This window comes from Paenibacillus sp. J31R109 (genome assembly GCF_059692055.1).
In genome coordinates this window covers 50,695-63,456 of the sequence record NZ_JCAUAR010000003.1, presented here as the reverse complement: position 1 = coordinate 63,456, position 12,762 = coordinate 50,695, and the positions used below count along the sequence as shown (strand labels likewise).

The 12,762-nt window shown below is 44.0% G+C and carries 10 protein-coding genes; 8 read left to right on the top strand and 2 right to left on the bottom strand.

Annotation, left to right across the window (positions count from 1 at the left end; translation table 11 throughout):
• Positions 1-15 precede the first annotated feature (15 nt).
• The 5 genes from AC58QT_RS10515 to AC58QT_RS10495 all read left to right on the top strand — a co-directional run bounded on the left by AC58QT_RS10515 (position 16) and on the right by AC58QT_RS10495 (position 4,479).
• Positions 16-876: a glutamate ABC transporter substrate-binding protein gene (locus AC58QT_RS10515; protein ID WP_497409312.1), complete on the top strand. Its 861-nt coding sequence runs from the start codon at positions 16-18 to the stop codon at positions 874-876.
• A 63-nt stretch (positions 877-939) separates the two neighbouring features.
• Positions 940-1,593, top strand: a complete 654-nt coding sequence (locus tag AC58QT_RS10510; protein WP_497408920.1) for an amino acid ABC transporter permease — start codon at positions 940-942, stop codon at positions 1,591-1,593.
• A 20-nt stretch (positions 1,594-1,613) separates the two neighbouring features.
• The gene (locus tag AC58QT_RS10505; protein WP_497408919.1) at positions 1,614-2,264 is read left to right on the top strand and encodes an amino acid ABC transporter permease; all 651 of its coding nucleotides are present in this window, start codon (positions 1,614-1,616) and stop codon (positions 2,262-2,264) included.
• 53 nt (positions 2,265-2,317) lie between these two features.
• Positions 2,318-3,571: a sensor histidine kinase gene (locus tag AC58QT_RS10500; protein ID WP_497408918.1), complete on the top strand. Its 1,254-nt coding sequence runs from the start codon at positions 2,318-2,320 to the stop codon at positions 3,569-3,571.
• 2 nt (positions 3,572-3,573) lie between these two features.
• The gene (locus AC58QT_RS10495; protein WP_497408917.1) at positions 3,574-4,479 is read left to right on the top strand and encodes a response regulator; all 906 of its coding nucleotides are present in this window, start codon (positions 3,574-3,576) and stop codon (positions 4,477-4,479) included.
• Between the two features lie 76 nt (positions 4,480-4,555).
• Here the strand turns inward: AC58QT_RS10495 and AC58QT_RS10490 are convergent, their stop codons facing one another.
• Both AC58QT_RS10490 and AC58QT_RS10485 read right to left on the bottom strand, forming a co-directional pair.
• On the bottom strand, positions 4,556-6,757 hold the full coding sequence (locus AC58QT_RS10490) for a galactose-binding domain-containing protein (protein WP_497408916.1): 2,202 nt from the start codon (positions 6,755-6,757) through the stop codon (positions 4,556-4,558).
• Positions 6,758-7,149: 392 nt separating this feature from the next.
• Positions 7,150-8,568: a golvesin C-terminal-like domain-containing protein gene (locus AC58QT_RS10485; RefSeq protein ID WP_497408915.1), complete on the bottom strand. Its 1,419-nt coding sequence runs from the start codon at positions 8,566-8,568 to the stop codon at positions 7,150-7,152.
• Positions 8,569-8,804: 236 nt separating this feature from the next.
• Here AC58QT_RS10485 and AC58QT_RS10480 point away from each other — a divergent pair, with 236 nt between their 5' ends.
• The 3 genes from AC58QT_RS10480 to AC58QT_RS10470 all read left to right on the top strand — a co-directional run bounded on the left by AC58QT_RS10480 (position 8,805) and on the right by AC58QT_RS10470 (position 12,753).
• Entirely contained in the window at positions 8,805-10,562 is a 1,758-nt protein-coding gene (locus tag AC58QT_RS10480) for a cache domain-containing sensor histidine kinase (RefSeq protein ID WP_497408914.1), read from the top strand.
• Positions 10,563-10,565: 3 nt separating this feature from the next.
• The gene (locus AC58QT_RS10475; RefSeq protein ID WP_497408913.1) at positions 10,566-11,312 is read left to right on the top strand and encodes a response regulator transcription factor; all 747 of its coding nucleotides are present in this window, start codon (positions 10,566-10,568) and stop codon (positions 11,310-11,312) included.
• Positions 11,313-11,430: 118 nt separating this feature from the next.
• On the top strand, positions 11,431-12,753 hold the full coding sequence (locus AC58QT_RS10470) for an ABC transporter substrate-binding protein (protein ID WP_497408912.1): 1,323 nt from the start codon (positions 11,431-11,433) through the stop codon (positions 12,751-12,753).
• Positions 12,754-12,762 lie beyond the last annotated feature (9 nt).

The following is a 12,762-nucleotide window of genomic DNA, read 5'->3' as shown; positions in this document are numbered from 1 at the left end:
ATGAACGAAACCATGATGTCAAAAAAGTGGAATTTCATGTTGATGTTGGTAACCCTATTCGCATTGACAGGGTGTGCCTCTACAACAAGTATATCAGGGGGCGAATCGAGCACTCCAGCAGCAAGTACAGTTCCAAGCACTACGAAGCCAGCAGGTGGGACAACGGTTTTGGATGAAATCAAAAGTAGAGGGAAAGTTGTCGTGGGTGTGAAATATGATACGAAGCTGTTCGGATTGAAAAATCCAACAGGAGGCGAAGTTGAAGGTTTCGACATTGATATCGCCAAGGCACTAGCCAAAGAAATTCTCGGTGATGAGAAGAAAATTGAGTTCAAAGAAGTAACGTCTAAGACACGGATTCCGATGCTCGATAACAAAGAAATTGACATGATTGTTGCCACGATGACGATTACCGAAGAGCGTATGAAGCAAGTTGAATTTTCTCAGGTGTATTTTAAGGCGGGACAGTCCTTGCTCGTCAAAAAGGGCAGCCCTATAAAGAGTGTTGCGGATGTTAAAAAAGGAACGAAGGTACTGGCTGTAAAAGGCGCCACATCCGTTGCCAATATAAAAGCGAAATCGCCAGATGCCACCATACTCGAGTTTGATAATTATCAAGATGCATTTAGCGCGCTGAAAGCAGGTCAAGGCGATACGTTGACCACGGATAACGCCATCCTCTATGGCATGATGGAGCAGGATAAGAACTTCGAAGTCGTCGGTGAACCTTTTACTGATGAACCTTATGGTATCGCGATGAAAAAAGGTGAAACAACGCTTCAAGCCGCAGTGAATGACGGACTGAAGAAGCTGGAGTCAAGCGGTCAATACGCGAAAATATACGAAAAATGGATTGGCAAAGCACCATCTAAATAACAGGAATAAGAGGATAGATGGGTGGCTGCCGCTGCCCATTTTCTGTCTATGAGGGGGGAGCGCATGTTGGATTTCTCAATTTTTACGAACTATTTTGACCTCTATATGAAGGGCTTCTTGAACACGATCATTGCCAGCGTTATTGCATTAATTGGCAGCTTTGTGCTAGGCACGATCATTGCCATTTTTCGTATCGGATCGGTGAAAATACTGCAATGGTTAGGTACGGCCTATGTGGAGTTCATTCGAAATATTCCGCTCTTGCTTGTTGTTTTTGTATTCTTCTATGGGCTGCCTTCTATGGGCATTACCCTAAGCGGGTTCGTATGTGGAACTTTAGGTCTTACGGTATATACGGCATCTTTTATCGCGGAAGCAATCCGTGCTGGTATTATGTCGGTGCCTAAAGGCCAGTCTGAGGCTGCACAATCCTCGGGACTAACGTATCTTCAAACGATGTGGCATATTGTCCTTCCGCAAGCAATCAAAATTGTGATCCCTCCGCTCAGCAACCAATTCATAAACCTCGTTAAGAACTCGTCCGTACTAGGCGTATTCGCAGGCTTCGATCTCATGTATTTCGGCGATCAGGTTGCAAGTGAGACCTTTGCTACGTTCGATACCTATATCTTTGTTGCTGTGCTGTATCTGGTACTGACACTGCCTTTAAGTTACATGGCATTGCTTCTGGAACGTAAATTAGCACGTACGGACTGACTTTAAGAGGGGATGAACGAATGGATATTATGCATGCTTTTTCAGTAGATAATATAAGATTTGTATTTGAAGGCTTCTACATGACGCTTAAAGTCGCTGCTATTTCTATTGTTTTGAGCTTTATCGTGGGTGTTGTCGTCGGCACAATTCGGTATACAAAGCTGATGGTTGTGTCCCCAATTCTAGCCATCGTAGTCGAGCTCATTCGCAATTTACCCTTATTGTTAATCATATTTTTCGCGCGATTCGCCTTACCGGACATTGGCATCAAGTTTGGAGCTATGAATGCAACTATTTTTGCTTTAACGATATTTGAAGGGGCTATGATCGCAGAAATTGTAAGAAGCGGCCTAAATTCCATCGATAAAGGACAGATTGAAGCGGCACGTTCTTCAGGACTAGGTTCTGTGCAAACACTCTGGCATATCGTCCTTCCACAGGGGCTGCGCCGTATGGTGCCACCACTGGTGAGTCAATTTATTTCCCTGTTGAAAGATACTTCTCTAGCAATTGTTATTTCCTTGCCTGAATTGATGCATCATGCGAAAATAGTAATTGGGCAGAACTATAATTACACCATGCCCATTTTATTAGTAGTGGCGCTTCTGTATTTTACTGTGAATTATGCGCTATCGTTAGCAGCACGCAGGATGGAATCAAGAATGATATAAGAGAATATCGAGGGGGTGAGCGCCTGGGACGATTGAAAAACGAAGGGCTACAGATGATTCTCATCGCGATTGTAACAGCAATTGCCGGGGAGTTTAAAATAACACCTTTCAGTGGTGAAGTGTTTCGCATCGGACTTGGCAGCAGCGCCTTTCTTCTCTGCTTGTTATTAATGAGGCATTTACCTTATGTGTATACAGGTATCATTACGGGCATCACTGTTCTGCTATTTCGAATGGTAGAGGATGGTATTACTTCGCATGGCGCCTTATCTTTCATCACGAGTGCACAAATGCATTTGTCAGCCACGTTTTATTATATAGCCTATGCGATTGCCATGAGCGTGATTAAGCACAAGTGGGATCGCTTCCACCCCTTTATATTAGGATTGTTTTTATCTGTTATTGACCTCATGTCAAATGAGCTGGAATTACTGGCGCGCAGCTTCATTTTCCATTCACCTTACCTGTTTTCCCAGCAATTCGTGTTTATTACCGTGACCGCTGTCGTACGAAGTTACTTTGTGGTCGGCATTTACAGCAGTGTAACCATTAATCAAATGCGAGTCTTGCATATTGAGCAACAAAAGCGTATTGAGCAAATGCTAAATACGAATAGCGGTTTGTATGGCGAGGTATTTTACTTACGCAAGTCCATGGAAACCATAGAGCAAATAACGGCGAAGAGCCATAATTTATATGAAAAAGTCAATGGGACGGGGTTAAAGAGCTATGCTCGGACCATTTTAGGAATTACCCAGCAAATACATGAAGTAAAGAAGGACTCTCAACGCATTCTCGCTGGTTTGTTGAAGCTGTTTGATCGGGATTTTGCTGCCGAAATGAGACTGGCTGAAGTTGTGGAATTCGCCATCAAGTCCAACCTTGGATACAGTACGATGATTGGCAAAAAGATTCAATTTACAAGTGACATTCAAACGGACTACCACTCGGATCAATATATCCCCCTATTAACCGTACTCAATAATCTCGTATCGAATGCTGTGGAAGCCATTGAAGATCAAGGATCAATCCGTGTAGGGGCATATGAGCAGGGTTTTAAGACCATCTTGACCGTATCCGACACAGGTGTTGGCATTTCGGAGCAGGATAAGGAGATGATATTTGCTCCAGGATTCACAACGAAATTCAATCAGGAAGGCTTTGCTGCGACAGGGATTGGCCTCTCACACGTTCGAGATATTGTACATTCGCTAGGTGGGGATATTCTTCTGCGCTCTAACGAGCCGGGCTCTCAGACCTCATTCGTAATTACCTTATTGACCAATACGTTGAAAAAAGGAGCATAGAGATGATGCTGTCATTCGGAATCGTAGATGATGATGCAGTAAGCAGACTGATGCTGCAAAGGATCATTGAAAATGGTGGTCTAGGCGAAGTCGTAGGGACAGCAGATAGCGGTAGCGAAGGAGAAAAGATTCTTCTGGAAACGACGCCGGATGTCGTAGTGATAGATTTACTTATGCCGGATCAAGATGGAATTGAGACCATTATTCGCTTGAAGGAGCAAGGTTATCAAGGGAAGTACGTGATGATTTCGCAAATTGAAAATAAAGAAATGATCGGTAAGGCTTATCAAGCTGGTGTTGAATTCTATATTCAAAAGCCGATCAATAAGATTGAAGTCGAAGCAGTGCTATCCAAGGTTCATGAGCAGTGGAAGATTAGCCGATCCCTACAGGAAATTCAGGAGTCTTTAACCAAACTAAGTCTATTGCACACCGGTTCGGAAAGTACGCGTAAAAAACGAGGTGTCCGTGAAATCCTACAGCCGATTCTCATGGATATTGGGATAGTAGGCGATAGTGGAAGTCGCGACGTGATGGACATTATGGAGCATCTTGTTCGTCATCATAAAGGGGAGGGAATCCCACCGCTGAAGGAGCTCTATGAAACGGTGGCCCGCTGCCACAAGGTTAATGAAGCGGATGTTGAGAAAGAGGGCAAAGCTGTGGAACAGCGAATTCGTCGAACGATCATGACTGCATTAACCCATATAGCGAGCATCGGCTTGACGGATTACGGCAACCCCAAGTTTGAGCACTATGCACCTCTTTATTTTGAATTCCAGGATGTGCGTTTGAAAATGAAAGAAATCGATGAGAATTGCAAGCCGGAGAAGGGGAAGGTTAATGTTAAAAAATTTCTCCAAGTTCTCTACCTGGAAGTCACCGATAAAATGCGCAGTGAGCAGTAGGCGTGTTTAAAAAGGACCGGGAGCACCTAATAATAGGTTTCCCAGTCCTAGACTTTCAGCTTGTCTACTCTAGAGATTAATATACACCCAGTTCGAATAAGGAGTAGCCGTATTGCGTGGTACGCTCTGTCCCTGTTACTTTAACGTAGCGCGCTTCAGTTTGGTTAATAATTAGGTTATTGGTGCCTTCGTGACCACTTGTTGTAGTGTAAACTGTCGTCCAAGTTTTACCGTCTATAGAAACTTCTACACGGTAAGATTTAGCCGCAGCGTTTTCCCAATTCAGGACAATACGGTTGATCTTAGAGGATTCACCAAGATCGACGCTAATCCATTGTGGATCACTGAAAGGTGACTCCCAACGTGTGCTTTTGTCGCCATCAACTGCGTAATCGCTACTCTTAAGCGGCTCGTTAGAAGTTGTTGTTGGTTTGTTCAGGGCCAAATTGTAGGACGATCCTAGAGTAATCGTTTGTACAACAGAGTTATTTGTGTAGCCAGTTGCTCCAACCGTTAGTTGATACGCTTTAGGGTCGATGAATAAGGAGGCATTTAAAGTGATTTTACCTGCTTCCAAACGATATTGTGAAGGGCTCACTGCTACGCCATTCAATTCAACTGAGTTGATTGCATATCTCCATGCTGTGTCATCAGCGAAAGTATATGTTACTGGATTTCCAATTGTGGCAGTCGTGTTAGCTATCAATACAGGACCTTCGATCAAATCTGCTGTACCCGCATATACTTCGAATTCCCACAACGAGAAGCCGTAAGGTGTGCCACGTTTAATTCCATGCATTTTCACATATCTTGCTTTAACAGGGGAGAAAGATATGTCGTCAATTTCACCATTTCCATTGTCAGTAGCATAAACAGTGTTCCAGTTATTTCCATCTGTAGATACATCAATTGTGTAAGCTTTACCGTAGGCATTCTCCCAATTCAAAGCCACACGATTAATCATAGTTGGCGTTCCAAGATCAACGCTCATCCATTGGTTATCGTTAAAATCGGATTCCCAGCGGCGATCAAATCTGCCGTCCACGGCGTCCTCGCTAGAACGGTGATAATTAGGCGACGATACAGTTGGCTTACCTAACGCGACATTGCTACCAGGCGTTGCTGGTGGGTATGTCGGAGGAGTGGTTGGTGGATTCGTAGGCAATCCTGTGTCGTTCTTAGGCAGGATCGTTTGATAAACTAACGATTCATTAAATCCCTCTGCCTGAACAGATATCCAATAGGGTTGTGATTCTGTAAAACAAGAACTGTTTAAGATCATTTTGCCAGACGTCATTGTGTATTGAGAAGGGTTAATAACTGCGCCGTTGACTTTTACTTCGCTGATCGCATTTCTCCACTCTAAATTGTCAGCAAACGTGATATCAACCGGTTGACCGAGCGTATTATCTGTTGCATCTGCACGTAATATAGGTGCTGGGGCAATTGGCGATACATCTCCAGGGAGACCGTTCACTTCAAATTCCCAAAGAGAGAACCCGTAGTCCGTTGTGCGTGTATGACCGTTCATTTTCACATATCTTGCTTTATCCGGGGTGAAGTACACAACATCGGTGTGGTTAGACTCTCCTTGATTGGTTGTATAAACGGTCGTCCAATTTGAACCATCCACGGATAGTTGAATATCATAATTTTTGCCGGCTGCGTTTTCCCAATTTAAGACTACGCGGCAAACATCATAAACAGCGCCTAGATCGACTGTAATAAATTGCGAGTCAGCGAATTCGGATTCCCATCTTGTTTGGTTATTTCCATCTACCGCATATTTGCCGGCTTGTTTCGCGTTATCTGAGGTAACTGTAGGTTTATTTAAGGCAAGGTTTACTTCATAATTCGATTCAATGACCTGTGTAATATCTGCATTTGAATAACCGGTTGCTTCAATACGAATGGAATTCAAACCTTCACCTTGGAAAAGAGCACTGTCGAATGTGATCTTACCTGGTGCTACTGTGATAAGAGAGGTTTTACTTAAATCATACCCATTTAACTTTACAGCAGTGATCGCATTTCGCCATTCCAAATCATCTGTAAACGTAATATCGACAGTGCGACGAACCGTATTCCTCGTGTTATCAGCAATCAGCTTTGGCGCATCCAACAGCTGTTGCGCGTTAATTGCGCTGCTTTGGGGAGAAGCAGAAGTAGCCTGTGAGACAGGTGATAAGTTATAAGAACTCAAAAGCACAGATAAAGCAAGAGACATTGCGGTGACTTTTAATACATTTCTTGGTGTTACTTTTGAAAGTACGTTCATTCCTGGTTATCCTCCCTCATAATCCTGATTAATAACTGACAAAATTCCTCAATAGTCAACATGAAACTATTGGAAATGCAATCAGAGCGATTATATAAGATCAAATTAGGAATGAACAATAGGTACTTTTGCCTTCTAAGCAGTAATTATGGGCTGAACAACCGTATGTAGAATCACTTTTCATAAGCCTCATCTGTATCCTTTGAACTAATTGACCACTGTAATTTATTCGTGGATGAAAGCTAGAAAATCAAATAGAGTCGGGCTCATTGTCTCCTCCTATTACAATAAAAGCATTTTCGTGATTATAGTTCGTGTTACCTATAGAGATTTACAATAAAAATAAATCCCCTACTTCGAAAAGTAAGGGATTTAGGGTAAAACTCGCTTTACTATTTCACAAATCTAACAGCATCAGCCGCTACATAGCCATCGGTACCCGCATTCTCTAATTTTACTGATCCGTTCGCGCTGTTCTGGCCAGCTTTAAAAGGATGTTGTCCTAGATAAACCCATGTTCCCCCATTGATCGTCTGATTGACCGTGTAGGTGGTTGAACCCCCATCATAGAATACGGTATATTTGGCATTTGTTGCTCGATTGGCGTGGGATGTAAATCTGACATACACATTATAGTTTTCGGCGACAGGAAGATTGGGTATCCATCTGAATCCCGCATTCCCTTTGTTGGTATTGCCATCATGCTCATAATTACTTCCATAATAGCCAGCACTTCCGGTTGTAGTCGTCCAAGTTCCTGATGTTTTGCTTGTAAAGGGGCTGCCTTGAGAATTATCGACGATAACCTCCGTATCACTATTTTTATAATAAGCAATTTTACCATCAAGTCTGCCGCCAATATCGGCCAATGCATACAATACGCCACCTACCGTTATGAAGGATACGCCTCCGATCTTATTTGACTCTGGACCCGTAGGGGAAGGATCGTAGAACACGCCAAGATGATTTTCCAAATTGAAATTTGCACCAACTTCCGTAATGTGGGAATTCCCAGAAGTCGCATTATAGACAAGGTAATGACCACCGTTCCAATACAAGTACTCTCCACCGCCAATATTAGTACCTTCCTGTGCATTCGCTGAAACAAGTGGTGTTGTTTGTACCGTCCAAGTTTTGCCGTCATTGGAATAGGCCAGATAACATTTCCTTATATTTGATGTGTTATTTACCATAAACGTCATCGTATACTTATTATTAAACCTCGGAATCGTGTACTCAAATACCCTCGCATAGGAAGTTTCCGTCGCATTCGGAATCATTGCCGTCGTAATGGCAGTCCCTCCATAAGTAAAGTTAATGCCATTCGTCGTTGTAGCATAGCGGGTTATCGTGTTTTCTCCATGAAAATAGAGGAACATTTTATTCTCATCACTCATCCATATCGCATTTGGCGAAGACACGTGACTCACATTGTAATGTGGCGACCAGTTATTCGCAATGACAGGGTTATTGGCATATTCCGTCCACGGACCATCTAGTTTATTGGAGTAATAAAGGCTTATTCCGCCTGGGGCATCATGTGGCGCTACATACATATAGTAGGTGCCTAAAGGATTTGTAAAATAATCCGCTGCTTTGAAAATGGTTGGAGAAATGAGTTCTCCCGTGGGATTATAGGTGAGATTGTCATTGACAGGGTCGATAAGCATCTTTTTAAAAGTAAGATGCGGAAAGCCGGCGATTTCTGCTGAAGCCTTGCCAACCTGGAAATTCAATCCCAACTGCAATGTCACAGCACATACCACCATAACCATAACGGCAAGTATTTTCAATGGTAACCTTTTAAACATCATACAACCTCCTCGTATAGTTGATAAAGCGCTTACAAAATTGATTATAAATGAAATCCACTCCCCAGGATAATGCCACAAATTCCATATATGGTTCAAAATCGTAAGATGTCTGAAGTGACACCTCCGTCACACAGCTAATTATATAAAAAAACGTCTGTCATCTTGTAAATTTTCTGGCATGCACGTTATACTTCTTCTACTAGCCAGTATGTATGGGGAAGTAGGGACGCCACTTGAAGCTAAATAAACCGCCTTTCGTATCGCTGAGAATGAAGTTTCTTGTCTTGTTTTGTTTAATGATCATACTGCCATTTTTATTTAGCGGCTATTTGACCTATCAGAAATATTCCTCAAATGTAGAACGGGATGCGAAGGCTTACTCCGATCAGTTGACCGATCAAATCACGATTAATTTGGAGCGATATATTCGCGAGATTGAGCGGATTACGATTTCCATTTATTACGATACCAATTTTGTTCGTACGCTGGAATCGCATAGTACGAAAACAGGAAGCGCTTTCGTGCCTTTTGAGGAGCGTTTGAGAATGAATCAGCTCATCTCATCGTTAGTGTTTGACCGAATGGAGCTGGAAGGCGTCTATATTTTTGCGTTGGATGGTACGTTATTTAGTAATTTAACGGAAACCATTTCGCCCAACTGGTTTCCAGACGGCTCGACTTGGATGGACCAAGTGAAGCAGAAGGACGGAGGGCTCGTCATTTTGCCGCCGGTGCAATGGAACTACTATCTGGAAAAGCCAAGAGAAGCACTAGCGTTTGCCCGGGTGATGAAAAATCCGTTGACTAACAAAACCATTGGGTATATCAAGATCGATTTGACATCCAATGGTTTCGAGAAAATTTTATCCAATGTCAAAATGTCCAAAATGAGTAAGCTGTTTCTGTTTAATGAGAATTTTCAATGTATTTATCCATTTAGTGAGGAGTTGTCGTGTCCTTCTTACGCGGAGACTGTGGATATGCACACACCTAATATGCTGAAAACAGTTACTACGACACCTGTCGGAGGTTTGACAATCGTCAGCACGATTCCAAAGAATGATCTCTTGGCGGATGCTAGGCAGCTCATCAGCTTCACGTTGTGGATCTCTGGGGCTTCCCTTATTTTTGCTTTTATCGCAGCTGTGTTTACATCGAATCGGCTTGTAAAGCCGATTCTTTATCTCCAACGGAAAATGCTCCGCGTTCAAAATGGTGATTTTCAAGAGCGGGCACTGGTCTATACCAACGATGAAATCGGACTCTTGACTGAAGGCTTTAATAACATGGTGTCTCAGTTGGATATCACCATCAAAGAAGTCTATGAGCTAAAGCTGAGGGAGAAGGATGCTGAATTGAATGCGCTCCAAAGTCAAATCAATCCGCATTTCTTATATAACACCTTGGAGTCAATTAATATGGTGGCCGTTAAAGAGCGCAATCATGATCTCTCACAGGTGATAACGAGTTTGGGGAAACTGCTGCGCTACACGGTAAATAAGCAGGAGAGGTTCGTCTATTTGAAGGACGAGCTGAACTTTGTGCAAAATTATCTGAACATCCAGACCTTCCGCTTGGAGGAGGGCTTGCACACGGAAATTCATGTGGACTTCTCACATGAGTTTGCGATGGTGCCGAAGCTGATTTTGCAGCCACTGGTTGAAAATGCGATTGAGCATGGGATGGGAAGTGACCCCTTCACTATTGCTATTACGACGAAAGCAGAGGGGCAGGACCTCTTCATCTATGTGTCTGATAATGGACGCGGTATTACGCCGGAGCGGCGGGAAATGATCGAACAGCGTCTCTACGGACCGGAGCGTCCGTTATCGAAGATGACGACAGAGAAGAAAACGAAGGGTTTTGCGCTTCGGAACATTCATCAGCGGCTGTTCATTTTGTATGGGGAGCCGTATGGCTTGTCGATGCTGGATACCGCCCAGAAGGGGACCACGTTCTGTATTCGTATACCATTTCAATGGGAGGAGTAGCACATGAACATTTTATTAGTAGAAGATGAAATGAAAATTCGGCAGGGATTGCGGAAAATCGTGGAGGATGTAATCCCCTACCAGCTTCATATTGCAGAAGCCAGCAATGGTCGTGAGGCGCTGGAATGGCTGCGGACGCAGGATTGCGTCGATCTTGTGATAACGGATATTCGGATGGGTGAGATGAACGGGATTGAGTTGATCAAACGGGCAAAAGAGTCGCATCCCGATACGCCGTTTGTCATTATCTCCGGTTATGACGAGTTTGGGTATGCGCGCGAAGCGCTGCGGTATGGCGTTTGTGACTATTTGCTGAAGCCGATTGAGCGGGTTGAACTTGCAGGAATTCTGCAGAAAATGAGTGATAAGCACGCGGCTTCGCAACTAGCAGGCAGCGACGACAGCGTGGGGACTGGGCAGCCAGAGGATAAGGATCGACTGATGATTCGCCGTGTGAAGGAGTTGGTGAGCCAACACCTAAGCCAGGACATCTCTTTACAGTTCTTGGCAGAGCGTGTGTATCTGCATCCGAAATATTTATCTGAAGTGTTCAAGCGAGCGACGGGACAGAACTTGTCCGATTTTGTGACGGAACGCAGGATGGAGAAAGCAAGGAAGCTCCTGAAGGAAACGACGCTGAAGGTGGCCGAAGTGGCGATGATGTGCGGTTTTGCCAATCATAAGTACTTTGCCTCGCTCTTTAAACAGCAGACGGGGTGTACGCCGACGGAGTATAGAGACCAGAGATGACCTTACGATTTTGAACCATATATGGAATTTGTGGCGTTATCTTGGATAGCGCCTTTCTTTTATAATAAGTTTTGTAAACGCTTAATCAAATATGTGAATACAAAGGGGAAACGACACGATGAAGAAAGCTTTGCTTGTAACCACATCCTTACTGTTACTCAGTTCCGTTGTTGCGGGATGCAGCAGTTCCAAAGATACAACAACCAGCGTTTCCTCCGCTCCGGTAGGGACAACGGCTGCTACGAAGGCGCCAGCGAAAGACGTGAAGTTGACCTTCAGCATTTGGGGCAGCGACGCGCATAAGAAGATGTACGAAGATATAATTGCGAATTATAAGAAAACGAAGCCGAACGTGAACGTGGAAATCATGATCATCCCAGGTGCGGATTATATCCAAAAAATGTCTGTCTTGATGGCATCCAAAACGGCTCCGGACGTCATCTGGATGCTGGAGCGCGGCATTCCACAGTTCATGGAGACTGGCCAGCTCGAAGATCTATCTGCGATCAAATCGGACAGCGCTTACGAATCGGCAGATTTCATTCCATCTACGATGGATCTCGTAACGAAGAATGACAAAGTGTATGGCGTACCGTTCTCCACACCACCGAACATGATGTACTACAACAAAACGATGTTCAAAGAGAAAGGCCTGAAAACGCCGAATGAACTGTTCAAAGAAGGCAACTGGACGTACGTTGAAATGTTGAAAGCGGCGCAAGCACTCACGCAGCCAGATAAAGGAGTCTATGGCATGAACCTAATCCGTCCTGCGGGTTGGGGAGTAAGCTGGATCGAATCGCTTCAGACACTTGTGTGGGCATTCGGATCTGATTTTTTCAGCAAAGATGGCAAAAAATTTGCATTAAATACGCCGCAAGGGGAACAAGCTCTGCAATATTTTAACGATGCGATGTTTAAAACGAAAGTGCATCCGAAGCCTGGGGATCAAACGGCATTCGAATCCGGCAAAATCGCCATGCAGCAAGACTTGTTAAGCTACATGGGCAAAGCGAAAGCGATCAAGGATTTTGAGTGGGATATCGCCCCGATGCCGAAAGGACAAGGTGGTCAAGGCACGACGCTCGGTTATGCTGCGTACATGGTGCCCAAAGGTGGAGCGAACACGGCTGAAGCTATTGAATTTGTGAAGTTCTTGTCCAATAAAGAGAACATGGTTACGACATCGCAATATTTCGTGCCTAGCCGCAAATCGGTCTTGAATTCCGATGCGTTCTTGAAGCAAGGTCCTTCTCCGGAAAGTACGAAAACGGCCGTACTCGATCAAATGGCTAGCGCAAGAGTTCGCCAAGGCTTCGTCAACTTCCAGAAAATCGATGACAAGATGAAGCTGCACTTTGATGCCATCTATACACAAAGCGGTACGATTCCAGACATTCTGAAGAAAATGGAAGCGGACGTTACGACGGTTCTGCAATAACCGAATTTG

What these genes read in the sequence shown, in the direction of transcription:
- AC58QT_RS10515 (WP_497409312.1), top strand. Translation starts at nt 16, where the DNA reads ATGTCAAAAAAGTGGAATTTCATGTTGATGTTGGTAACCCTATTCGCA.
- AC58QT_RS10510 (WP_497408920.1), top strand. Translation starts at nt 940, where the DNA reads ATGTTGGATTTCTCAATTTTTACGAACTATTTTGACCTCTATATGAAG.
- AC58QT_RS10505 (WP_497408919.1), top strand. Translation starts at nt 1,614, where the DNA reads ATGGATATTATGCATGCTTTTTCAGTAGATAATATAAGATTTGTATTT.
- AC58QT_RS10500 (WP_497408918.1), top strand. Translation starts at nt 2,318, where the DNA reads ATGATTCTCATCGCGATTGTAACAGCAATTGCCGGGGAGTTTAAAATA.
- AC58QT_RS10495 (WP_497408917.1), top strand. Translation starts at nt 3,574, where the DNA reads ATGATGCTGTCATTCGGAATCGTAGATGATGATGCAGTAAGCAGACTG.
- AC58QT_RS10490 (WP_497408916.1), bottom strand. Translation starts at nt 6,757, where the DNA reads ATGAACGTACTTTCAAAAGTAACACCAAGAAATGTATTAAAAGTCACC.
- AC58QT_RS10485 (WP_497408915.1), bottom strand. Translation starts at nt 8,568, where the DNA reads ATGTTTAAAAGGTTACCATTGAAAATACTTGCCGTTATGGTTATGGTG.
- AC58QT_RS10475 (WP_497408913.1), top strand. Translation starts at nt 10,566, where the DNA reads ATGAACATTTTATTAGTAGAAGATGAAATGAAAATTCGGCAGGGATTG.
- AC58QT_RS10470 (WP_497408912.1), top strand. Translation starts at nt 11,431, where the DNA reads ATGAAGAAAGCTTTGCTTGTAACCACATCCTTACTGTTACTCAGTTCC.